Origin of the sequence: Lachnospira rogosae (ex Hitch et al. 2025), assembly GCF_040096455.1 — a bacterium.
Classification (GTDB): domain Bacteria; phylum Bacillota; class Clostridia; order Lachnospirales; family Lachnospiraceae; genus Lachnospira; species Lachnospira rogosae.
Window position 1 is genome coordinate 1 of the sequence record NZ_JBBMER010000009.1, and the last position, 26,140, is coordinate 26,140.

Annotated in this window: 15 protein-coding genes; 11 read left to right on the forward strand and 4 right to left on the reverse strand. The window is 36.6% G+C overall.

The window, feature by feature from the left end; genetic code table 11:
• Nucleotides 1–328 precede the first annotated feature (328 nt).
• From dnaX to WMO14_RS11295, 11 genes are all read left to right on the forward strand, one after another.
• Nucleotides 329–1,990 carry a DNA polymerase III subunit gamma/tau gene (gene dnaX / locus WMO14_RS11245; RefSeq protein WP_349153850.1) on the forward strand — a complete coding sequence of 554 codons (1,662 nt, stop codon included), beginning with the start codon at nt 329–331 and terminating at the stop codon, nt 1,988–1,990.
• Entirely contained in the window at nt 1,990–2,340 is a 351-nt protein-coding gene (locus tag WMO14_RS11250) for a YbaB/EbfC family nucleoid-associated protein (protein ID WP_022205992.1), read from the forward strand. The genes dnaX and WMO14_RS11250 overlap by 1 nt, the downstream gene beginning before the upstream one ends.
• A complete protein-coding gene (gene recR, locus WMO14_RS11255; RefSeq protein ID WP_022503083.1) occupies nt 2,340–2,936 on the forward strand; it encodes a recombination mediator RecR in 597 nt (198 codons plus the stop codon). Before WMO14_RS11250 ends, recR begins: the two co-directional genes overlap by 1 nt.
• A 136-nt stretch (nt 2,937–3,072) precedes the next feature.
• A complete protein-coding gene (locus tag WMO14_RS11260) occupies nt 3,073–4,605 on the forward strand; it encodes a hypothetical protein (protein WP_349153851.1) in 1,533 nt (510 codons plus the stop codon).
• The gene (locus WMO14_RS11265) at nt 4,595–5,299 is read left to right on the forward strand and encodes a DUF6063 family protein (RefSeq protein WP_022503081.1); all 705 of its coding nucleotides are present in this window, start codon (nt 4,595–4,597) and stop codon (nt 5,297–5,299) included. Before WMO14_RS11260 ends, WMO14_RS11265 begins: the two co-directional genes overlap by 11 nt.
• 41 nt (nt 5,300–5,340) lie before the next feature.
• Nucleotides 5,341–9,801: a rhoptry family protein gene (locus WMO14_RS11270; protein WP_349153852.1), complete on the forward strand. Its 4,461-nt coding sequence runs from the start codon at nt 5,341–5,343 to the stop codon at nt 9,799–9,801.
• 117 nt (nt 9,802–9,918) lie between these two features.
• Nucleotides 9,919–12,927, forward strand: coding sequence for a hypothetical protein (locus WMO14_RS11275; RefSeq protein WP_055306974.1), 3,009 nt, complete (start codon nt 9,919–9,921; stop codon nt 12,925–12,927).
• Between the two features lie 50 nt (nt 12,928–12,977).
• Nucleotides 12,978–14,969, forward strand: coding sequence for a transketolase (tkt, locus tag WMO14_RS11280; RefSeq protein ID WP_349153853.1), 1,992 nt, complete (start codon nt 12,978–12,980; stop codon nt 14,967–14,969).
• A gap of 581 nt (nt 14,970–15,550) precedes the next feature.
• On the forward strand, nt 15,551–16,762 hold the full coding sequence (locus tag WMO14_RS11285) for an iron-containing alcohol dehydrogenase (RefSeq protein ID WP_022502522.1): 1,212 nt from the start codon (nt 15,551–15,553) through the stop codon (nt 16,760–16,762).
• 819 nt (nt 16,763–17,581) lie between these two features.
• Nucleotides 17,582–18,280, forward strand: a complete 699-nt coding sequence (locus tag WMO14_RS11290; RefSeq protein ID WP_349153854.1) for an ABC transporter ATP-binding protein — start codon at nt 17,582–17,584, stop codon at nt 18,278–18,280.
• Between the two features lie 116 nt (nt 18,281–18,396).
• Nucleotides 18,397–20,625 (forward strand): ABC transporter permease, encoded by a 2,229-nt coding sequence (locus WMO14_RS11295; protein ID WP_349153855.1) that lies wholly within the window; start codon nt 18,397–18,399, stop codon nt 20,623–20,625.
• Between the two features lie 243 nt (nt 20,626–20,868).
• Here WMO14_RS11295 and WMO14_RS11300 read toward each other — a convergent pair whose 3' ends face one another.
• From WMO14_RS11300 to murC, 4 genes are all read right to left on the reverse strand, one after another.
• The gene (locus WMO14_RS11300; RefSeq protein WP_090140354.1) at nt 20,869–22,050 is read right to left on the reverse strand and encodes a ribose-phosphate pyrophosphokinase; all 1,182 of its coding nucleotides are present in this window, start codon (nt 22,048–22,050) and stop codon (nt 20,869–20,871) included.
• A gap of 255 nt (nt 22,051–22,305) precedes the next feature.
• A complete protein-coding gene (locus WMO14_RS11305; protein ID WP_116444284.1) occupies nt 22,306–23,304 on the reverse strand; it encodes an ATP-binding protein in 999 nt (332 codons plus the stop codon).
• 13 nt (nt 23,305–23,317) lie between these two features.
• Nucleotides 23,318–24,445 carry a DnaD domain protein gene (locus WMO14_RS11310; RefSeq protein WP_055177435.1) on the reverse strand — a complete coding sequence of 376 codons (1,128 nt, stop codon included), beginning with the start codon at nt 24,443–24,445 and terminating at the stop codon, nt 23,318–23,320.
• Nucleotides 24,446–24,737: 292 nt separating this feature from the next.
• Nucleotides 24,738–26,117 (reverse strand): UDP-N-acetylmuramate--L-alanine ligase, encoded by a 1,380-nt coding sequence (gene murC / locus WMO14_RS11315; RefSeq protein WP_349153856.1) that lies wholly within the window; start codon nt 26,115–26,117, stop codon nt 24,738–24,740.
• Nucleotides 26,118–26,140 lie beyond the last annotated feature (23 nt).

Consider the following 26,140-nt stretch of genomic DNA (forward strand, 5'->3'; position numbering starts at 1 on the left):
AAGAAGGACGTTTCCTGCTAGCAGGAAAAAGGCCTTATTGCAATCGATTCGAGGAGCACCGCGACAGTGACAGAAGCGGAAGCTTCTGGAACGCCATCGTTACGAGTTGAGCGAAGTGTAACGTATTGTAATATGCGATGAGAATGGATTGAAAGAAGGACGTTTCCTGCTAGCAGGAAAAAGGCCTTATTGCAATCGATTCGAGGAGCACCGCGACAGTGACAGAAGCAGAAGCTTCTGGAACGCCATCGTTACGAGTTAAGCGAAGTGTAACGTATTGTAATACGCGATGAGCGAAACACCTCTTCAGAAAGGAAGTCCTCTAAGTATGTCATATCAGGCCCTATACAGAAAGTGGCGTCCTGACACCTTTGAAGATGTTAAAGGTCAGGATCATATAGTTACAACATTAAAAAATCAGATATTGGCAGACAGAATAGGACACGCATACCTTTTCTGTGGTACCAGGGGAACTGGCAAGACGAGTGTTGCAAAGATATTTGCCAGGGCAGTTAACTGCGAACACCCGGTTAATGGAAGTCCATGTGGCGAATGTCCTGCATGTAAGGCAATTGCAGCAGGAACGTCTATGAATGTAATAGAGATTGATGCGGCATCTAATAATGGTGTCGATAATATAAGAGAGATAAGAGAAGAAGTACAATACTCTCCAACAGAAGGGAAGTACAAAGTATATATAATAGATGAGGTTCATATGCTGTCTATAGGAGCGTTCAATGCACTGTTAAAGACACTTGAAGAACCACCTGCATATGTAATATTTATACTTGCAACAACAGAGGCGGCTAAGATACCGATAACTATTATGTCGCGCTGTCAAAGATATGATTTTCACAGAATATCAATAGAAACAATAGCAGACAGGCTCACTCAGCTTATGAAAGCAGAGAATATAAGCGTTGAGGATAGGGCAATAAAATATGTAGCCAAAGCGGCTGATGGTTCTATGCGAGATGCACTCAGTCTGTTAGACCAGTGCATAGCATTTTATCTTGGCAAAGAGCTTAAGTATGAAAATGTACTTGACGTGCTTGGAGCAGTTGATACAGAAGTGTTCAGCAAGATGTATAAGACAATAAAGACATCAGATGTTGCAGGCTGTATGAATCTTATGGAAGACATAATTATGCAGGGCAGGGATTTGTCTCAGTTTGTGACAGATTTTGTGTGGTATTTAAGAAATCTTCTGCTGATTAAGACAACAGATGATATAGATAAGATAGAAGATGTTATCGAGGTATCCAAGGATAATATTAAGGATATGATAGAAGATGCCAGGGACGTAGATGTTGACAGTATAATGCGTCATATAAGAGTTCTGTCAGAGCTTTCCAATGAGATGAAGTATGCAACGCAGAAGAGAGTTAAGGCAGAGGTAGCTTTTATTAAGCTTATGAAGCCGGCCATGGAAAGTCCTAAGGATATGCAGGAGCTTGCAGGCAGGGTAAATGACCTTGAGAACCAGTTAAGTGAAGCTCTTAGTAAATTACAGTCAGGTGCATATATAACTAAGGATATGCTTGATAATATGTCATTACAGTCAGGTGGTGCTGGTGCTTTAGGCACTGGCAGCAGGAATGATGTAGTACAGGAAGAAAAGCCTGTTCTTAGAAGAAATTATGATGCAGTCACAGATGATATAAAGCAGATAGCAGGACAGTGGAGTCAGATAGTGGCTTCAATGGATGATGCACTGCTTATGAATTTGTTAAAGCAGGCTGATGTTACTGTAACAGAGGATGGTAATAGCCTTGAGATTATGGTAAAATCTATTAGTGGTTATAACGTGATAAGCAGGGAAGAAACAATCGCTAAGATAGAAGAGCTTATCGAAGAAAGAACAGGTATATCAGTAAGAGTGGTATGCACAAGAATTGATGAAGATGAGGATTTTAACAGGCGTTATATAGCATTAGAGGAGCTTGTTGGAATGGATATCGAAATAGATGATAAGGAGGAATTTATATAATGGCTAAAAGAGGTGGATTTCCAGGAGGAATGCCTGGCAATATGAACAATCTTATGAAGCAGGCACAGAGAATGCAAAGACAGATGGAGGAACAGCAGGCAGCTCTTGAGTCTAAAGAATTCACAGCTACAGCAGGTGGCGGAGTTGTTGAAGTTACTGTAACAGGTAAAAGAGAAGTGACTAAGGTTAAGATTGATCCAGAAGCAGTTGATCCAGATGATGTAGAAATGTTAGAGGATTTAATAGTTGCTGCAACTAACGAAGCACTTCGTAAATGCGAAGAAGAATCACAGGCTTCTATGTCTAAGATAACAGGTGGTCTTTCAGGACTTGGAGGAGGCCTTTTCTAATGGACATATACAGCGGTCATATTAATAAGTTAATAGAGCAGTTGTCAAGATTACCAGGGGTTGGGGCTAAGAGTGCCCAGCGCCTGGCATTTCACATTATAAATATGCCTAAAGAAGAAGTTGAGGGCATAGCCAATGCAATGATTAGTGCTAAAGAGCATATACATTACTGTAAAGAATGTTATACGCTTACTGATGAGGAACTTTGTCCTATATGCAAAGATCCTAACAGAAATCACAAGCAGATTATGGTCGTTGAACAGACAAGGGATATGGCAGCATACGAAAAGACAGGAAAGTATGAGGGCGTGTATCATGTACTTCACGGGGCTATAAGTCCAATGCTTGGAATAGGCCCATCAGATATTAAGCTGGCAGAACTTATGAAGCGTCTTCAGAAAGATGTAGACGAGGTAATAATCGCTACGAACTCTAATCTTGAGGGAGAAACAACAGCTATGTATATAAGTAAGATGATAAAGCAGGCAGGCATAAAGGTTACAAGAATAGCCAGTGGAGTGCCTGTAGGCGGTGACCTTGAATATATAGATGAGGTTACACTCTTAAGAGCACTTGAAGGCAGGACAGAATTATAACCATTTAATATATGGAGTTGAAGTTCTGTATAATTGCAACTTAATTAGGTGTATTGAAAAGATATAAAAGTTACATATTAATATTGAATAAATCGGACATATGCAGAATGGCATAATGATATGAAGAGGTATACATATGGCGGAGAATATGATTGGAGAGATAATAACAGAGCACAGGGAAAGAATGCTTAATCTTAAGAAATATTATCCTTTTTTCAGGCTTATTGATACTTCATTTTCCCAGTTTAAGGAGGGCAGATATGAAGCACTTGATATGGGATATATCGTGATGGCTGTTCTGCGTTTTTTTATTGAGGAAAATAACTTCAAGGAAAAGGAAGTTACATACAAGGAGTATCAGGAGTTCTTTAATAACATAATAAGGCACGACTTTGATATGAAGCTTACTGAGGAAGAAAGCAGGGAAGTGGCAGATTATGTCTTTGATAAGATGAAGAATGAGGGAAAGCCATTTGAGTATGCGTATTATGACCCTGTGGAGAAGAAGAAGAGAGTATCAAGGGTTAAGCTTATAGAAAGTACAATAAAAGATAATACTGTGTGGTACAGTATAAGTGCTGATGCGGTCGAGTTTTATCTTGATACGAAAGAGATTAAGGACGAAAGCCGTATAAGCGTGTCACAGCTCCTTTTGGAGAAAATGATTAATTCCAATAACTTTAAAGGCGGAGTAGAGGTTATAGAAAGAATTAATGAGGAAGTTGGAAGGCTTAAGGTTAAGAAGAATGAAGTTATGGATATGCTTTCCAAAGATGTAAAGACAGGACTTGAACATTATGAGGATTTTGTCAATACAGGAATGAAATGGTTCGTTGATGAGGAGAAGCTTTTTAAGAAGAACAAGGAACTTATTGACAAGGCAATAGAAAGGCTTGAGAGTAATTCATCAGCGACAGAAAGCTATTACAGGACATTAAAAGAAATCCATTATCTTGAGGACCAGCTTAAAATAGCAATGAACAAGCACGCGGAACTTCTTCGTGACTGTACTGATATGCAGAATAAGACAGATGAGGCAGTAAAGAAAGCAAAGCTTTCAAGGCTTCGTCCACATATGGATTTCACAGCTACACTCTCAGATATGATTAGGACAGATGATGCTTCATTGTTGGCATTTATAATAGAGCCGCTGTTAAAGCTTAATATAAAGAAGACATTTGACATAAAGACAATAGATGAAGCACTTCTTGTAAAGCCGGCAAGATATGATAAGAAGGAATATGTAACAGAGGACACACCAGAAGATATAGTATATGAAGATGAGATAGAAGATGAAAGAATAAGACATAATTACATCTTTATAATGAATAATCTTAAGGAGTGTATTAACAGGAAATGTATGAATAAATCGGACATTTTAACGCTTGGAGAATTCAATAATATAATGTCAGAAGCTTATGGAGAGGAAATTCTTAATAATGCTGATTACTACTCTTTCTTTGTTAATCTGTGCCAGAAGGACAGCTATGTTATCGGTGGAGATAATATGCAGTCAGAAACATTTCTTGATGACATATTAAAGGAGGGTTTTGAAGGAAGTGAGCCTGTACATATAATTATGGAAAAGGGAACAGATGAAATAATAGATTACACCAATGTGCAGGTAATGAATATTACATTCAGAAAAGAGGCAGACGATGGAAAATAGAAATCTTGAAAAAGCATTGGATATAGTATCGAAGCTTATAACAGGTGAAGAACTTACTGAGCGTGGTGACAATAGTTCTTTATATCAGGAATATAACAACAATGCAGAAATCTATGACATAGTACATGTGTCACTTAAGAAGCTTAACCTTTCAATATATGAGTATAATAATGGACTATATGTCAGTGCAGGAGAGAACAACAGGGTGTTTGGCTATACGAATGAAGAACTGCGTAAAGAACTTGGCATTAAAGTGAATAAAGATTTATATATGGCATATTTTGTTATATACAATATTATAACAGAATTCTATACGGCATCATCTAATACGACTTATGTTGAGTTCGTAAAGGTTGAGGATATTGTTAAAAATGTTGATTATTCGGTGTCAGCAATTATAGATAAGAAGCTTGGAATGATTATTGATGATATAGAGGAGAACAGCTTTAAACAGATAGCTTTAAGCTGGGACGAGCTTCCGGTTATAACAGTTGAAGATACGGCAGATGTAAGAGCCGCAAGAAATTCTAAGACAGGTTTTGTGAAAATGGTACTTAACTTCTGTGTGTCACAGGGGCTTTTAATGGAAGCACAGTCAAGATATTATCCAACAGACAGATTTAAAGCACTTATCGAGAATTATTTTGATGAATATAAGGGACGTATGGCAGAGATTATGCAGTCTTTGATTTAACAGCTTAAGAATGTACTATGTAGTGCAGGAAAGAGGTAGATATGCCACAGATTAATAGAATAAGAGTTAATAATGTTAAATATAATTTTGGAACGCAGTTCTATGATGATTTTATAATGCGTTTTAATTGCAGAAATACAATGTATGACCTTGCTAACGGTGGTGGAAAGAGTCTTTTAATGCTTCTTCTTATGCAGAATATGATTCCTAATTGCACACTTGATGAGAAACAGCCTATAGAGAAGCTTTTCAGAAAAGGGAGTGACAACACCTGTATACACTCGCTTGTTGAGTGGAAGCTTGATAACAATGCAGTTAAAGACGGTTTCAGATATATGACAACAGGCTTTTGTGCAAGAAAGGCAAGAGATGCGAAGGATGAAGAAAATGTTACTGACGGCACAGATACATTAACACAGGCACAGGCTTCATCATCTGATAATACAAGTGTAGAGTATTTCAATTACTGCATTTTCTATAGAAAGTTCGGGGAAAATGACATAAAGAACCTGCCGCTTGCTGTTAATGGTGAGAGGGTTACTTATAATGGCTTAAAGGCGTATTTAAGAGAAGCGGAGAAGTCAGATTATAACATTAAAGTATACATTTTTGACAGAAAGGGGGACTACCAGAGCTTTATATCACGTTACGGAATATATGAAAGTGCGTGGGAGATAGTAAGAGGCATCAATAAGACAGAGGGACACGTAAGAACTTATTTTGAGACTAATTACAGGACAAGCAGAAAGGTCGTTGAGGACCTTCTTATAGAGGAGATTATACAGAAGTCTTACAATAACAGGCTTTCAGTTGATAATGATGACTCTATGATGGCAAAGACACTACTTGATATTAAGGATAAGCTTATAGAACTTTCCAAGAAGAACAGTCAGATTAATGATTATGATAATCAGATAGAGGCTTTAACATATTTTAAAGATTATATTGCGACATATAAGGAATTCTATTCTAATAAAAGCAATATAGAGGACAAGCTTGCCAATATGCTCTTATCAGTGATTAATGCTGAGGGCAGAAAAGAAGCAGAGCTTTCAGAACATAATGAAAAAGAGCAGGAGCTTTATAATGAACTTTCTGATAAGAAATATAAGATAGCAGTAGCCAATGTATTAAAGGAAAAGAAGTCATTAAATGAGCTTGATAAGCTTGTCAAGGAAGCACTTTCAGATAGAAATAAGAAAGAGAACCAGATAAAGACTGCAAGGGAAAAGCTTATGCTTTTAGAGGCAGCTAATAATTATTGTGACTATATCAATTACGAAAAAGAACTTGTTAAAGTTAATACTGCAATTGACAGCCGTATGATAGAGGACGAGGACATAGCGGCAGAATTAAACAGGCTTGCAGCTATATATAAGCAGTATTATGACAAGGCAGAAAAAGAACTTTCAGCTAAGACAGCTAAAGCAGCTATAGATGAGAAGAATTTAAGAGATGAACTTAAAAAGGCAGACGATAAACATCAGGAAGCAAAGAATAACTGTGCTGTTATACATGGGCAGGAAAGCACTGTAAAACAGCATATTGAAAAGGACGAGAAAGAGCTTAAAAGGCTTGCTGACGCTTATGGAATACTGATTGTTGATGATATTATATCCAAGATAGAGGAATTAAGGGTACAGCATAATGGTATTCTTAAGGCGGAGGCTCTTTTAGAGGAAAACATTAAAGAAACAACCAAGTCGGTATACAAGACAGAGGAAAAGATTAATATTGCTGAGTCTAATATTGCGATGTTAGATGAAAGAATTGACCAACTTCAATCACAGATTATAAGCAGGCAGGAGAATGAGAGCAAGCTTAAGGATTTGCAGAGAATATATGGAATTGGAGGAGCTGACAGATTAAAAGAAGGCATTTTCAAAGAATTCTTAAGAATGAATGACAAATATAATGAAGACAGCCAGAAGGCAGTTAAGCTTGGAAAACTTATAGAAGCAGTAAGTGCAGGTTCTTATTATATAGACAATCCTTCTTACAATAAGTTCAGGGAATATCTTAAATCAGTGTGCGGTGAAGCTGTAACAGAAGGTTATAAGTATCTTGAAAATGTAAGCGAACAGCAGAGAAAAGATATTGTTAAAAGAATACCATTTATCCAGTACAGCTTTGTAATTGACAGTGGTTTTGACAGGTTAAAGGAAGCGGAACTGGAAACTGAAACACAGGATAGTGCTGTATATCCGGTAATAAGTGCAGAGGCACTTAAAGATGAAAATGTTAATATAAACAGCGATAAAGTTATATTTGCATTTAATGACATAAGTTATCTTACAGACGATAAAAGACGTGATGTAAAGGTACGCATTTTAAGGGAAGAACTTGATAATCTTAACGATACCATAACAAAGCTTAATAGCAGAAAGCAGACAGTTCTTGAAGATTATGTGCTTTCGGTTAATGCTGGTGATACATCAGCGGAAAAGCTTGATGCACCTGAGGAGCTTCTTAAGAGAAAAAATGATATCAAAGAGAATATCACCGCATACAGAGCAGAGCTTGGACGATATAATGATAAGAAGTCACAGGATATGGCAGAACTTGAAAATGTCAGAAAGTCCAAGAAGTCTGTTGAATTAAACATAAGCAGATATGAAGAAATTGCAGTTGTAAATGAGAGGGTAACGGCGGGATATGTGACATTAAAACAGCTTACTGAAAAGCTTAAGGCTGCCGAAGCACAGATTATAGAATGTGCAGATTATCTTGATAAAATAAGAGAAGACTATATTAAGGCAGATGAGTATAAGACTAATGTTGATAATCAGTATTCACAGCTTGTAAGCGTCTGGGAAAATACAGTGTCGCATTTTTACAATGAGGGCATTGATTATAATAATGATGGAGCGGATAAGATTAACCCTGACGAACTTACCGCTAAGATAACAGGTCTTAAAGACATTTTGGCTAATAAGAATTCAGATGTTTCTGATAAGGAAAATCTTAGAAAGCACCTGAAAGCTTCTGTTGATAAATGTATTGAAGCTATTGAGTACAGAGGTCATACATTAGAAGAACTTAAGGGGATGTATGAGACTGGAACAATATCTGTAAGTGACAGGACAAAGCTTATGGGGCTTAACAATGAACTGCACGAGTATCAGAAGGAATATGATGAAGGAAGCAGGGAGACAGAAGCTAAAGAAGCACTTCTTAACAGACTTGAGGGAAGTATTGCACACGCTAAGAGCCAGATTGAGGAAAAATATGGACGATATGAAGAATTTGAGTGTGACAATCCTGAAAAGTTCGCAGATGATATGTCTGTGGCAGTAGCAGAATTAGAGAAGAATATAGAAAAGTATGCACAGTTAAGAAAGCATATGTCAGATGAACTCAAAGAGATACAGCTTATAAGAAAAGACCTTGAAAGAATAACATATAATGCAGGAATTGATATTGAGAATTATGCAGAATTATCAGAATCGGACATTGAGATTAAAGATTTTGAAAGTGTTGCCAAAGAATACGAGCAGACAGCAAAAGAGTATTCATCTATATTAAAGCTTGAATACAAGAAAGCTGATGAGTTCAACAAATATAAAACAAAGCTAATAGATGAACTTAAGAACTATAATGGTGCTGAACTTGCCGTTGAGGTTAATGTATCGGTTGAGCTTCCTGTTAATGCCGCAAAGACAGAACAGCTTGTTAAATCAATAGAGGATACGAATTCATTTATTGAACTTGAGAAAGAGCGTGTTCACAAGGGAATAGAGGATATGGAACGTATCAAGGATAACTTTGAGAACAGATGTATACAGACCTGCTGTAATATAAAGACTGAGCTTGAAAGACTTCCAAAGCTTTCGCATATCAGAATGGACAATGAAGATATTGCAATAATCGGGCTTTATATTCCTTATGTTAGGGAAGAAATGTATAAGGACAGAATGTCAGCTTACATTGATGAGACAATTGTTGCAGCAGAAAGCTTTAAGGAGCAGGAAGAACGTTTCAGATATATAAGAAGCAGGCTTTCATGGAAACGGCTTTTCTCAGTAATTGTAACGGATATGAATTCAGTAAGAATTAATCTTTACAAGAGAGAGAGAATAAAAGACCAGAGCAGATATTTAAGATATGAGGAAGCTGTAGGCTCAACAGGACAGTCGCAGGGGATATATATACAGTTCCTTATAGCTATTATTAATTATATTTCCAATATGAACACAGTATCAGATGGACAGCCTTTGGGTAAGACTATATTTATAGATAATCCATTTGGTGCGGCAAAGGATATATATATATGGGAGCCAATCTTTAAACTGCTTGCAGTAAACCATGTACAGCTCATTGTTCCTGCAAGAGGTGCAACACCGGCGATTACCTCAAGGTTTGATGTTAATTATATACTTGGGCAGAAGATGGCAGACAAAAGACAGCAGACAGTTGTTGTTGACTATTATAGTAATGTTAAAGAGACTGAATTGGAATACACAAGAATGGACTATGAACAGGCAAGCTTTGATTTCATATAGCAGGTTTACAAGGATACTTTACTGTGATAAAATTATACGGAATGTTTAAATTGGCATTAATATGCCGTATTATTGGAATTTGAGGGTCGATTCATTGACATAATGGAGGTCTTTAACGTGGATAAATATGAGTTTAATATAAAGTTGGAACAGATAAAGAAGCTTGCAGCTAAGAAAGAATATAAGCAGGCAGCAGAGATTGCAAAGCAGATGAACTGGAATAAAGTAAAAGACTGGTCTACGCTTGCAACGATAATTAATGTACAGGAAGCGGCAGGAGACTACGAAGAAGCAAGAGATATGGCAATTCTTGCATACAACCGTAACCTTGGAGGCAGAAAGCTTATATATAAGCTCACAGAATTCTTTATCAAAGTTGACGATTTTGAAAATGCTGAAGAATTATACAGGGAATACGCCAAATTATCAGCACACGATGTTAATAAGTATATCTTATATTACGACTTAAGAAGGGCACAGGATGCACCTGATACTGAGCTTGTTGATATACTTGAAAAGTATAAGGAAGCTGAGATTGACGAGAAATATATGTATGAGCTTGCCGAATTATATTACAAGACAGGAAGAAAAGAAGATTGTTCTAAGACCTGTGATAACCTTGTATTATGGTTTCAGGATGGCATATATGTAGAGAAAGCTGTAAAGCTTAAGGAAAAGCTGGGTGTTACTATGACTAACACACAGAAGAAGATTTTAAGTGAGATTAACGCAAGAAAGTCTGACGAAGAAGCTAACAAAGAAAGATTATTTATGGAGCAGAAGGAGCTTGCACGTCTTAAAAAGGACGAAGTCGGCGATCTGCTTGATGAAGATGATAAAGCTGATTCAGACAAAGCAGCACCTTCTAACAAGGCTTCAGACAGCAGGTATTCTAATGTGACTAATAAAGCTTTAAGATTTAAATCTGAAGATGTTGCAGGAGAACAGCCAGTGGGTAATATTGATTATACCGGAAATGACCGTTCAACAGGAAATGTTAATGTGGCGGGAAGTTCAGACGTGGCTGGTGTAAAAGATACATCTGGTTTATCAATGGATCTTGTCCAGAATGACCAGAGCAGTGCATTAAAAGAGTCAATTGTAAATGCTATTAGAAGACAGGAAGCAGAAGGGAATTCTGTAGATGAGAGTGCTGCAAAGCTTGAAAAAGAGCAGGACAACAGAATATTAGATGAGAGTGCAGATAAGAAGCTTAATGAAAATGTCAGCAAAGCTTCTATGTCATTAAAGGAGCTTATCGAGAACGCAAAAAGAAATATTGAGAACAGCTGTGATAAGATTACCAAGGAAGACGAGGAAGAAGCACGGGAGGCGGCAAGAAAGCGTATTGATGAGAAAGCTGATGCTATGGACATAGAGGTTAAAGTACCTAATTATAACCTTTATGATACTCATAATATTCAGGAAGAACTTGCTAAGAATATTAATGATATATTTAGTGATGAGGAGTCATTTAAGCCTCCATTTGAAAGAAAGACAGGAATGTCCGAAGCATTGAATGAGAGTCCGGCAAAGACAAGTGAGTCAAGAACTGATGGTACAGCAGATAGTAATGCAGGAAATGCTAATACTGTTTACGCAGATGATGAAGCAGAGAACATAGAAGATGAGCAGATTGAAGGACAGTTAAGCATAGCTGACTGGATGGAAACTGTAAGAGAAGAAAAGTATGGCAAGCAGGATACAAGAGAGTTCTCTAAGGTTGAGTTAGAGCGTATGCTTGATGAGAAAGATGAGAAGAGTGAAGCTTACGAGAAGATTGTTGCCATGAAGAAAGAAGAGGCTTTAAGAAAGGGAACAGAATTCAGCGAGAGGGAGGCTAAGAGATTAGCTGATGCAGAGGTTTTACTTGGTGCGGCTAAGAGAGATCTGGCTATGAGAACAGGAAAGGCTTCGTTTATATTAGATCAGACAATGACACAGGAGCTTGAGAAAGCCAGAGAAGCTTTAAAAGTGGCAGAAGATGTTAATAATAGCGAAGCAGTGAGCGGTAGCACAGTTGTTAATAACGGTGAAGCGGTGAGTGGTAATGTAATTGCCAATAATAGTGAACAGGCACAGGACGACAGCGAATGGCAAAGACCAGAAGTATCATATACTGTTAATGAAAAAGCCGCTGAACCTGAGAATGAAGAACTCACTCTTAACACAACACATTTTGAGCCAGTAACAGATGAGGTTCTTAACAATTATAACAACGTTAATAATTCAGAAGCAGAGTACAGCAGAGCCGCTGAGCCAGAGATTGCAGCTACAGATTTTGTTACGCCGGGTATGAATATGAAGTTCAATGTATCTTCAATGGATAATGAAGATGACAATGACAGGGTTTGGCATAATGATAAGAAATTATCCGGGGAGCTTGCTAAGATATTTAAAAAATACAGAGAGATGCCTGGACTTGAGGAGCAGCTTGTAGATTTATTCGAGTCACTTGATGAAGAGATGGCTATGACTAATTCTTCGTGTGGTAACATTCTTATATCAGGTAATTCAAGCTCTGATAAGACAGATCTTGCTAGAACAATTGTAAGAGCTATTAATTATGTATATCCTGACAGACCAAAGAAGATTGCCAAGACATCTGGCGAGAGTATTAACCAGAGAGGCATAACCAAAGCTATGGGCAAGCTTAAGGGTACAGCTCTTATCGTTGAAGGTGCAGGTACAATACAGCCTAAGAGGATTAATGAGATTATATCCTGTCTTAACGAAGATACAGATAGAATGGTTGTTATATTTGAAGATTCAGATGCAGAGATGAATGTGCTTGTGAACTTTAATCCGGATATGGTAAAGACATTTAACCATAGAATTACATTAAAGCAGTACACAGTTAATGAACTTGTTGATATGGCAAAGCGTTTTGCAAGAAAGAGACAGTATGAGGTTGATGATGATGCACTTCTTGAACTGTATTTAAAGATTGACAAGCTTCATAGTGTTAATGATAATATCAAGCTTGATGATATTAAAGAGATTATCAACAGGGCAATTGCCAACTCTGAAAAGAGAGCGTCAAGAAAGTTCTTTGGTGGACTTAAGAAGAAGCGTAGTGAACGAGGAGATGTTATATTCCTTACAGAAGCAGATTTTAAAGATTGATAATAAAATATAACTTATAGTGTGCATATGCACAAGAATGGAGGATACTTATGAATATTGAAGAAATGTCAGTAAACGCAATCAGGGTTTTATCCGCTGATGCGATACAGAAAGCTAATTCAGGACATCCTGGATTACCACTTGGAACAGCACCTGTTGCTTATGAATTATTTGCAAAACATATGAATTATAATCCACACAATCCAGACTGGGTTAACAGAGATAGATTTGTGTTATCAGGTGGACACGGCTCAATGCTTCTTTATTCATTATTCCATTTATTTGGAATAGGTAATCTTTCACTTGAAGAAGTTAAGAATTTCAGACAGTTTGGTTCACTCACACCGGGTCATCCGGAATATGGACATACTGTAGGTGTTGAGGCTACAACGGGTCCATTAGGACAGGGCATGGCAATGGCAGTTGGTATGGCAATGGCAGAGGCACATCTTTCATCAGTATTTAACAAGGAAGGCTTTCCAGTTGTAGACCATTATACTTATGTACTTGGTGGAGATGGATGTATGATGGAAGGTATTTCATCAGAGTGTTTCTCACTTGCTGGTACACTAGGACTTTCAAAGCTTATTGTATTCTATGATTCAAACAATATATCTATTGAGGGAAGCACAGATATAGCATTTACAGAAGATGTAGTTACAAGATTTAAGGCATTTGGTTTCCAGACAATAGAAGTTGAGGACGGCAACGACCTTGAAGCAATCGGCAAGGCAATAGAGGAAGCTAAGGCTGATAAGACAAGACCATCACTTATTAAGGTTAATACACTTATTGGTTATGGCTGTCCAGCTAAGCAGGGCAAGGCAAGTGCACACGGAGAACCTCTTGGTGTTGATAATGTGGCTGCTCTTAAGGAAAATATTAACTGGCCTTGCAAGGGTGATTTTGAAGTTCCTAAGGAAGTATATGACCATTACAAGGAACTTGCTGATAATATGGCAAAGGCAGAGGATAAATGGAATGAACTTTTTGCTGCATATGTGGAGAAGTATCCAGAAATGAAAGAATTATGGGATAATTACTTTGATGGATATGATATGTCCGATTTGTTCAATTCTGATGAATATTGGGCAAAAGGTGATAAGCCAGAAGCTACAAGAAGCACAAGCGGAACTATTCTTAATATGATTAAAAAGGCAATGCCTAACTTAATAGGTGGGTCAGCAGATCTTGCACCATCTAATAAGACTAATATGAAGGATGCGGGTGATTTCTCTAAAGATAATTATGCTGGAACTAATCTTCATTTTGGTGTAAGAGAGCAGGCTATGGCGGCAATCGGTAATGGACTTGCACTTCACGGCGGTTTAAAAGCATTTGTTGCAACATTCTTCGTATTCAGTGATTATGTTAAGCCAATGGCAAGACTTTCAGCACTTATGAAGCTTCCACTTACTTATGTATTCACACATGATAGCATTGGTGTCGGAGAAGATGGACCAACACATGAACCAATTGAACAGCTTGCTGCATTCCGTTCACTTCCTGATTTCACAGTATTCAGACCTTGTGACAGAACAGAAACAGCAGCAGCCTGGATGTATGCAGTAGAAAATGAATGTGGACCAACAGGACTTGTTCTTACAAGACAGAACCTTCCACAGATTGAGGGTTCATCAAAGGATGCACTTAAGGGTGGTTATGTAATCGCTGAGTCAGAAAAGGCAGTTCCAGATGCTATTATCATAGCAAGCGGTTCAGAGGTAAGTCTTGCAATTAATGCCAAGGAAGAACTTAAGAAATCAGGCATTGATGTAAGAGTTGTAAGTATGCCAAGTATGGAGCTTTTCGATAAACAGTCAGCGGAATATAAGGAAAGTGTGCTTCCTAACGGTGTAAGAAAGAGAGTTGCAGTAGAAGCACTTTCAGACTTTGGCTGGTACAAGTATGTAGGTCTTGACGGCAGGGTTATCGCTATGGAAGGCTTTGGCGCTTCAGGTCCAGCAGCTACATTGTTTGAGCATTTTGGATTTACAGTTGATAATGTTGTTAAGACTGTTAAAGAAGTTGTTAATGCTTAATGTTTAATGGGATTAGGTGTTGATGGTTAGAGATTAATAATTAGATAAATAATATAATTGAGCTTTCAATAGATTTCCTTGTAATTAGGAGAATATTGGAGGCTCTTTTGTTTTGCAGGATATTGTTTATAAAGAGAGGAATTAAGTGGAGTATAATTATATTTATCCTAAATTATTCACGAAGCAGTATCTAAATTAAAAACTGCATCTTGAACCTTTAAATTTGATCCATGAAGCTTGAACTAATCTCTCTTGACCGAAAAAAGGGGGCATAAAATCCCTATAGTGCAAGGTTCGTTAATAGTTGCTATTCCAGCTGCACCTGCAGTTTGCTGATATTATATAGAGTCTCGTAGAACTCATCCTTTCAGCCACTTTTACGGCATTGCCGTGAATAATTTAGGATTAGTAAAATAATATGTGAATTAATACATAAATACATAAAAAATACAATAAATTATCATATATTTACTTGAAATAATAAAGACAGGGGTATATACTATTAATATAAAGATTGTTAGAGAATTAACAATCCATTCGAATCACTTATTAATATTTTTATTTATAGGAGGTATTGGGTTATGGTACGTTTTACATTACCAAGAGATTTATATCATGGTAAAGGAGCTCTTGAAGCACTTAAGACTCTTAAAGGAAAGAAGGCTATCATCTGTGTTGGTGGTGGCTCAATGAAGCGTTTCGGATTTCTTCAGAGAGCAGAAGATTATCTTAAGGAAGCTGGAATGGAAGTTAAGTTATTCGAGGGTATCGAATCAGACCCTTCAGTTGATACAGTTATGAAGGGTGCAAAGGTTATGGAAGAATATCAGCCAGACTGGATAGTAGCTATTGGTGGTGGTTCTCCTATCGATGCAGCCAAGGCTATGTGGATTAAATATGAATATCCAGATACAACATTTGAGGATATGTGCAAGGTATTCGGCTTACCAAAGCTTCGTACGAAAGCTCATTTCTGTGCAGTTTCATCTACATCAGGTACAGCTACAGAAGTTACAGCATTCTCAGTTATAACAGATTATGAGAAAGGTATTAAATATCCATTAGCTGACTTTGAGATTACACCAGATGTAGCTATTGTTGATCCAGAGCTTGCAGAGACAATGCCTAAGAAGCTTGTAGCACATACAGGTATGGATGCTATGACACACGCCATTGAGGCATATGTATCTACAGCTAACTGCGATTATACAGATGCACTTGCACTTCATGCTATGAAGATGATTAAGGACGATCTTGTTGGTTCATATAACGAAGATATGGAAAAGAGAGATGCAATGCACAATGCACAGTGTCTTGCAGGTATGGCATTCTCTAACGCATTACTTGGTATCGTTCATTCAATGGCACATAAGACTGGTGCAGCGTTTGAAGGCGGACATATTATCCACGGTGCAGCTAATGCTATGTATCTTCCAAAGGTTATCAAGTACAATTCTAAGGATGAGACAGCAGCTAAGCGTTATGCATACATAGCTGACTTCTTAGGATTAGGCGGTGATACAACAGAAGCTAAGATTGATAACTTAATCGCAATGCTTCGTAAGATGAATGATGAGCTTAATATTCCACAGTGCATTAAGAACTATGGCGAAGGTGGTCTTCCAGCAGAACAGGGAATTGTTCCAGAAGATGAATTCCTTGCTAAGCTCCCAGAAGTAGCAGCTAATGCAATCAGCGATGCTTGTACAGGTTCTAACCCACGTCAGCCAAGTCAGGAAGAGATGGAGAAGCTCCTTAAGTGCTGCTACTATGATACAGAAGTAGATTTCTAATATTGTCAGTTTAATTTTCTTATTTTCATAATATTTAGGACAGAGTGGTGCATTATGTACCGCTCTGTTTTTTGTTAAAATATAAGTATAAAAATTCAAAAGGATGCAACAATTTATCTTAAAATGTTGCATCCTTTGAATATTTGTTCTACTCAGAGAATACAATATGTAGCAAAATATAAATATATGGGTATGGTTACAAGCCTATTATCCGGATTACACAGAGGTCGGGATAACAGGCTTATTATTCACAAATGCGTATACAATAATGATTAATTTGCAAACAATTCAAACAATTCAATATAACACGCAAGAGTAAGAAATAATTTAAAAATAAATTAAAAATAATCAAAAAAAGAGTTGACAAATGTATAAGTGAGTGTTAATATACAATTACAAACAAACAAGACCTTAAACATATTAATAAATCGATATAACAACATATATTAATCATATTAAAGAAGACAAGTTCAGCAGACAATATATTAATACATAGAATATATCGATACCATTCATTAAGAATGTTAATATAGATTATAAGGAATTGAGAAAGGCAGGTATAATCCAATGGAAATATAACACATACCAAGCATTATTAATAATTATATTCATTGTAGAATAGTTAATTAAAGAAAGTAATGATTTGGAGGAAGAACAATTGAATAACTCAAAGTAACGGTTACTATATTACATAGCGATAATATAGTAGCCGTTTTTTATTTAATTAGGAAATTCTTTCTTATATTGCAATAGGTAACCATAAGTGGTAATATCAAACTAAAGTTAGAACTACCTAACCTGTGATATAAGGAGGCAGATATGTTTATAGAGATTAAGAATGCAAGAAAATATTATGGCGAGGGAGATGCACTTGTTAAAGCCATTGATGACATAAATCTTTCGCTTGATGAAGGTAAAGTATATGTAATATTAGGTCCATCAGGCTCTGGAAAAAGTACTCTGCTCAATATGGTGGGTGGACTGGACTCACTTGATGACGGTGAAATAATTATATCAGGAAGAAATATAAGCAGGGCAGATAAGAAAAGTATGACAGAATACAGACGTGAAGATATTGGATTTGTATTCCAGTTCTATAATCTTATTCCAGACCTTACAGTTCAGGAAAATATAGAGGTTGTGGCTGATATATCCAATAATCCATTAAATATCAATGAAGTAATGGAAGAACTAGGTATAGCATCTTATAAGAACAGATTTCCGAAGGAATTGTCTGGTGGACAGCAGCAGAGAGTTGCAATAGCAAGAGCCTTGATTAAAAATCCTAAAATACTTTTATGTGATGAACTTACAGGTGCATTGGATTCCAAATCATCAAGAGATGTACTTAGAGTTATAGAGAAAATTAATAGCAGTTTTAAAACAACAATAATAATAATAACGCATAACGAAGCAATAGCTCATATGGCAGATACTGTTGTAAGAATACGAGATGGAAAAGTAGCAGACTGCATAGACAATAAGCAGAAAATGTCTGCTGATGAACTTGAGTTATAGTATATTTATCTGCATATGTATGTTGACAAGCAGAAGTCTTATTGTGCAGATATGAATGACTTTAAGACTTTCGCCGCTGGCATCATATTTATAAAATGATATGAAAAGAGGAAAGTATGACACTTAATAAAAGATATAAAAGAAATATTAAAGAAAATCTTTCATTTTATATAGCAGCTTCGATTCTTACGATTGTTGCATTATTGCTGTTTTATCTGTTTTATATAGCTGGAGTCGGAATAAAATCATATGGAGATAATTTCTTTGTTGATAATAATCTGGAAGATGCAACATTTTCAACATATTTAGAGATACCAGATGATAAGATAGCTGATATTGAAAGCAAGTATAACGTAACCTTTGAGAAGGAACATTTTACGAATATTAATGAAGCTGATTATAAAGTGCGGTTATTTAAAGCCAATAAGAAAATAGACCTTTATGAGGTTATCGATGGCAGGGATATAAGCAGTAATGATGAGATAGTAATATCAAAAGGTTATGCTGTTAATAATAATGTGGGTATAGGAGATAAAATAGCCATAAGAGGAAAAGATTACACTGTTACGGGATATTTTCTGCGCCCTGATTATCTTTATATGCTTGAAAATACAGATGACAGCTACAAGAATATAACATCATTTTTCCTTGCCTATATGACAGATGAGGCGTATGACGAAATAAATTCAAGCTCTTGCCAGTACAAGGTTATATATGGCGATGATACGGATAAGAGCCAGTTTAGAAAAGATATGAACGATAGTTATAAAATGAGTGAGTACCTTTCAAAGGAAGACAACCAGCGAATAACAATGGTTGACGATCAGGCGATGATGTTTATTGTAATGGCTTATGTATTTCTTGTTACAATTCCATTAATTACGGTGGCACTCATATCTATTATAATTGGAAGAAAGATAAAGAGCGAGCAGAAGCTTATAGGCACGCTGTCGGCACTTGGTTATAAGAAAAAGCAGCTTATGTGGCATTATGCGGTGCTTGCAATGATACCAGGACTTGTGGGAGGCGTGCTTGTAAGTGTGATTACAAAGCTTATCCAGCAGCCATATGGTGAGCTGAGTCTTGCAGATTATGAGCCAATGCCAGTGAAATTCGTGCTTCCTTTATATATTGCACTGCTTGGAATAATTGTTCCAACGCTAATATATATGCTTGAAGCTATGCATAAGGTCAACAAGCTTCTTAAAAAGGATACTGTTGCTATGTTAAATGGCACGGCTGACGAGAGCAAAATCAAACGCGTTATGGTCGGTAAGAAAGGAAAAGTAAGAAATAAATTTGCAATAAGAAGTATACTAGCCAATCCGGGAAGAAGCCTTGTTGTGTTCTTAGGTGCATTTCTTGGGGCACTTATGATAACGGTAGCGTTTATGTTCATAGATTCACTTAATAATTTAATCGACACCGGTTCAGAGAATATGGGAAGCTTTAAGTACGAGTACATATTGAACAGGCTTGAGGATAAGGATATAGAAAATGTATCATTAGCAGATGTAGATAAGCTGGTCATCGGAAGATATGAATACAATGACAGTACATTTATGATTATAGGCACAGATAGTGATGTGAAGTATCTTAATATAGACACAACGGATGGTAACCATGCTGACCTTAATGATGGATTTTATATAACAAATGTTATGGCATATTCGTATGGTTGTAAAGCAGGAGATGATTTTACATTTGTTAATCCGACAACTATGGAAGAAAAGACCGTGAAAGTTGCGGGAGTAATAAGCAATAATTCACAGAAATTCATTGTATGCAGTCAGGAAAATGCAAGGGAATTACTTGGCTGGAAGGCGGATACCTACAATGGATTGTTATCTGAAAAGGCATTAAATCTTGGTGATAAAATATCAAAGACAGTTACATCAGAGGATATCAAAGAACAGATGAACACGATCCTTGATGAGATGAATTCTATAATATATTCGCTTGCTGTTATAGGCACAATAATATGTGCCGCGGCATTATATGTATCAGTCAATATGCTTGTGTCAGAGAACAGGCATAATATATCAATGCTTAAGGTGTTAGGCTTTAAGAGCAGGGAGATAAATAGTATGGTGCTTGATGTAAATCATATTATTATACCTGTAGGAATATTAATAGGAATAGCTGGCGGATATGGAATGATGGTATCTGTATTTAAGATATATTCAGGAATAGAAGGTGTCCTGTATGAACCATATATATCACTTAAAAGCATTATTCTTACAGTGCTTATTGTTGTGTGCTGTTACGCATTATCATTGCTTGTGGTAAGAAGAAAGGCAGAAAAGGTTGATATGGTCGAAAGCCTTAAAGACAACCGTGAGTAGTCATAATATAAGTATGGCAATATTGTAAAGTTAAATCCTACGCTGGATTTCCAATATGGAAAGTTTGAAATGTTTTTTGAAACATTATAGATTAAAGAAAAACAGTCGGTGTACTAATATTGAATAGTCTCCCTTAAATGACAAGTTCTATAATTCATTTATTACTTAAGGGAAAGCTTATCAGTATTGCACCGGCTGTTTTTATATATTCAGATTATGCTGTTATAGAAAAATCATTTGCTATTATTTAGCATATCTTTCATTATATTCTTTAACTCTCTTCTGTATTCTGTCAACAGGATTAAGAAGGTCGCTGATTGAAGAGTCGTGGTTAAGTGTATCGATAAGGAGAGCCATATACTTGCTCATATCTACATTGATATACCAAGGCTTAGAAAGAAGTTCGTCTGGCTGGTACACAAGGTTAGTAGTAAGAATCTTATCAATGATACCTTTTTCATAAGCTTCATCAAACTTATCGAAACCATTAGTGAAAAGACCGAATGTAGTAGCACAGAATACTCTGCTTGCACCTCTCTTCTTTAACTCAGAAGCAACATCAATCATACTTTCACCAGATGAAATCATATCGTCAATAATAATAACGTCCTTGCCTTCTACATTAGTACCAAGGAATTCATGTGCAACGATAGGATTACGTCCGTTGACAATCTTAGTATAATCTCTTCTCTTATAGAACATACCCATATCAAGACCAAGTACATTGGCAAAGTATACAGCACGTCCCATACCACCCTCATCAGGGCTGATAACCATCATATGTTCGCTGTCGATGTGAAGGTCGTCAACACCAAGTAAAAGATACTTGATGAACTGATAAGTACAAGATACTGATTCAAATCCCTTAAGAGGAATTGAATTGTGTACTCTAGGGTCATGCGCATCAAATGTGATAATATTTTCAACGCCCATGGCTGTAAGTTCCTGAAGCATAAGTGCACAATCAAGAGATTCTCTTCCTGATCTTTTGTGCTGTCTGCTTTCATAAAGGAAAGGCATAATAACATTAATTCTTCTTGCCTTTCCACCTGCAGCTGCGATTACTCTCTTAAGGTCTGCATAGTGATCATCAGGTGACATATGGTTAGTTGTACCACAGAGTGAATATTCAATGCTGTAGTTGCATACGTCAACCATAATATATAAATCATAGCCACGTATAGAATCGTTAAGGACACCCTTACCTTCTCCTGAACCGAATCTAGGTGTGCTTGCACTTACAACATAGCTGTCTCTTTTGTATCCGCTAAAAGCAAGATTAGACTGATTCTCATGTTCTCTTTGTTCTCTCCATTGTACAAGGTAATCATCAACCTTTTCGCCCATTTTAGAACAGCTCTTTAATGGTACTATTCCTAATGTTCCGTATGGAATTGTTGCAGTATGACGTTCGTCTCGTGGCATTGTATTGTCCTCCATTGTATATGATTATAAATATATTGGGATATGGGTATTATCACCCACGAATGTATGCGGAGTGCTTTGCATTACCGCATATATATTAATTCGGTTATAGAAGTAATATAAGCATTTACAACTAACTGAATAAACATACATAGTTAAATATAATCTTAATTACATTATAAGTCAATCACTTTAGCATAATTAAAATGATTAAAATGACTTCTACAACTGAAATATAATTAATGATATGAATTATCAATTCTTAAGCATCTTGGTTCGTTTAAGGTAACGTATATCAGTTCCAAATAATCTTAGAATTGTATATGAGCTTATTATTCTTGAGAATATTCTTTCTGAGTAGAAATCCTCAATCTGTGAAATTGTAAAATTTGATGATATTATCACACTTTTATTGCGGAGAAGCCTCTCATTAATTACATAAAAAAGTTTGGAATTAGTGTAAGAGTTGCTGCTTTCCGTACCAAGATCATCAATTATTAACAGGTCACATTCAAGAAAGTAATTAACATCTATATTGTTATCAAGGTTACGTCTGAAATCGCTGTTCTCAAAGCATTTAAAGAACTCAGTTGCAGTCAGGTATATCACACTGTGGTAAGTGTCTAATAATTCCTTAGCGATACAGTTGGCAAGAAATGTCTTTCCAACGCCGGTCTCGCCTGTTAATAACAAGTTAGAGAAACTATTATCAAAGGTCTGTACAAAAGACTGGCATACATCAAGAACTTTGTGCATATTATTGTAAGGTGTGAGCCCTGTGACAGGATCGACCTGTTTCTTATCGTACCATTCAAATGAAAATGTAGAGAAATTCTCACTTGAAGTTATGTTCTTAAGGTTAGAGTCTTCATATATAAGGTCAATAGCCTTTTTCTTAAAACAAGAACAACGTGAACCATTAACATAACCGGTATCGTGGCATACCGGACATGTATAGATATCATCAAGATAATCTTTTGGTTTGCCGATTGAGGCGAGTAATTCAGCTTTTCTGGCAATCAGCTTTTTGAGCTTTAAGTTATATTCATCTAAATCCGTGTCTGATGAATCAGAAACAATACGCCTTGAAGCTTCTTTCATAGAAAGCGTGATTATCTCATTCTCAATTAAACTATATTCAGGACATTTATTAACGACTTCGTTATAGCGTTCAGTCTGTAATGCCTGATTATGTGAGCGTATATCGTCATATACACGCATAACTGAGGCATATTGGGTATTGGTAAGCGGCATAGTTTAAACCTTTCTAGTTATTGTTGCTAAGTAGTGAATTGTACCAGTCATCAGACTTCTTGTCTCTTTGCTGGAAATTGTTAAAACGGTTGTTAGCTGGCTTTGAAGAAGCTGTCTGTTTAGGCTTTATATTGTTGCCAGCGGCATATGCGGCATCAGCTTTTTTAACATCTTCTAATGAGCTTACATTGGAATTCTTCCAGTTAGCAAGTATGGTGTCGGCATATTCAAAGCTTGGCTGGTGTATAGCTTTGATTGTCCTGTTGCAGGCCTCAATTATCATATCGGTATCAAAGCAGTAAGTGTCAGCCCATTTGGCAATCATAGCCTTTTCGTGCTGTGCAGGTTCTCTGTTAGATAGGCCAAATGCTTTCATAATCTGGTATACATAATCTGTGTGGTTAGAAGTCTCCTCTTTAGCCTCAGCGATTGTATGTATATTCTTGGAAGCCCACGAAAGAGCGACTTTTTCAATGTAGTTAATGCTTTTTTTGTTGTGTTCTACACAATATTCAAAAAGATATTCAATAAGGTCAGTTGAAAGCTTCAATCCATCGTAGAAATATACAATGGAATTGGTTTCCTTAGTGGAAAGTGGACGTCCCATATACTGCTCAATAACGAACAGAAGCATTGAAAAGTTGTCATTAGCAAGAAAACCGTTAAGCTGTTCCTTTGAATAGGATACTTTTGAAGGCTCTGCTGTGTATATAACCTCGGTCTGTTTAATATCAGGCTTGGCAGCTCTCACAGTTTCAGTCTGGTATGAAGAAGTACTATTAACTGAAGCACTTTCAGCAGCTATTGGGTCAGCCATAGCATTAGCAGCTTGCCCAGTGTGCTTAATATCACGAAGTACAATGTTGGACAGGCCGTTGCCGGGACCATTAAAGGAAAGTGATATAACATCAAGGCTGTCCCAGTAACGCAGAGCTCTCATAATATCAGCTTCTGTCTGGTTAAATGTATCAGCAAGCAGGGAAATGCTTATGTTATTGCTTCGTAACGACATAAGGTGCAGAAGATAAAGGTAAACTTTTACAAATTCACCATTAGCACCAGGAACATACTCGCTGATAAAAATATTAGAAACGGATGTGTATCCTTCACTTGATTCTGTTGATAAAATTAAACTACTCATATATCTATGTTAATAAGTCTGTAAAGGCAGACTTACCCTCCTTGTTCCCGCTTATTTGTGTTCATTATAGCATAGTGGATAATAAATGAAAAGCAGGTGGTTATCAATGTGGATAATGTGGATAATGTGGATAACTCGTGGATAGAATTAAGAAAAGTCAGTAAATTGCTGTATTTTTAACAATGTGATTTTTCACAAAAAAATCCACATTCTTAAACCGTGGATAACGGGATAAAAATGTGGATAATGTGGATAACTTTGTTGACAAAATATAAAAATGTGTAAAAAATGGCTATTTTAGAAGTTCTTCGCCAATTTTATATACATCTCCGGCCCCCATAGTTATCAACAGGTCGCCGTTGATACAATTATTTAATAAAAATTTTTCGATGTCCTCAAAAGATTCGTAATAGTAGCAATCTTTGCCTTCTGCTTTAATAAGTTCCATAAGGTCAGCAGAACTTATGCCAAGATTATCTGTTTCTCTTGCAGGATATATTTTGGCGAGCACAATATTATCAGCAAGGCTTAATGCTTTAGCAAATTCTGGCATCAAAGCTTTGGTTCTTGAATAAGTATGTGGCTGGAATACGCACCATATTTTATTATGTGGATAATTCTTAGCTGAATTAAGGGTAGCTGTTATCTCATCAGGGTGGTGTGCATAATCATCAATTACGGTGACACCGTTGAATTCGCCTTTCTTTTCAAATCTTCGGTTAGTACCTGTGAAATGCTTAAGACCGGCCTTGATATTGTCTATGCTTATGCCAAGCTTAAAGGCTGCAGCTACAGCTGAAAGTGAATTGTATACATTGTGAAGACCAGGAACTGATAATTCAATTGTTCCACTATCTTCTTTATTAATAAGAAGAGTATATGAACAGCAGCCATATTTGTCGTAAGTGATATTTGTTGCACTATACATACTCTTTTCAGGGTCAGAACCAAATGTTATGACTTCACAGTCAGTATCCTTATAAAAATATTCATAATTGTCTATGTCTGAGTTGATGATAAGTGTTCCGTCAGATGGAAGCTTTTCAGTAAAAAGCTTGAATGAATGACGTATATCATCAAGGTCTTTGAAAAAATCAAGGTGGTCAGCTTTGACATTAAGTATAATATTGATAGTAGGGTTAAATGATAAGAAGCTGTTAGTGTATTCGCAGGCTTCTGTAACGAAAAGGTCAGAACGTCCAACTCTTATATTACCGCCTATGCTGTTAAGTATGCCTCCTACCGAGATTGTAGGGTCAGCATCAGAAGCAAGAAGAATTTCAGTAATCATAGAAGTTGTAGTAGTCTTACCGTGAGTACCAGCTACATTTACTGCGGTATGGTAATTCTTCATAATCTGTCCGAGAAGCTCAGCTCTTGTCAGTGTTGGGATACCGGCATCAACAGCAGCTTTAAGTTCAGGATTATCAGGGTGGATTGCGGCTGTGTATACAACAAGGTCAATGTCACCTGTGATATTGTCAGCAGACTGTGGATAAGAGATTATACATCCGTCCTGCTGTAATTCAGTTGTTAAATCTGATATATGTGCATCAGAACCGGATACGGTAAAATGACGATCAAGAAGAATCTTTGCAAGACCGCTCATGCTTATTCCGCCGATTCCGATAAAATGTACATGTATTGGAGTATTAAAATCAATTGTAAACATAGGAATTTCCTTTCTTAAACTAA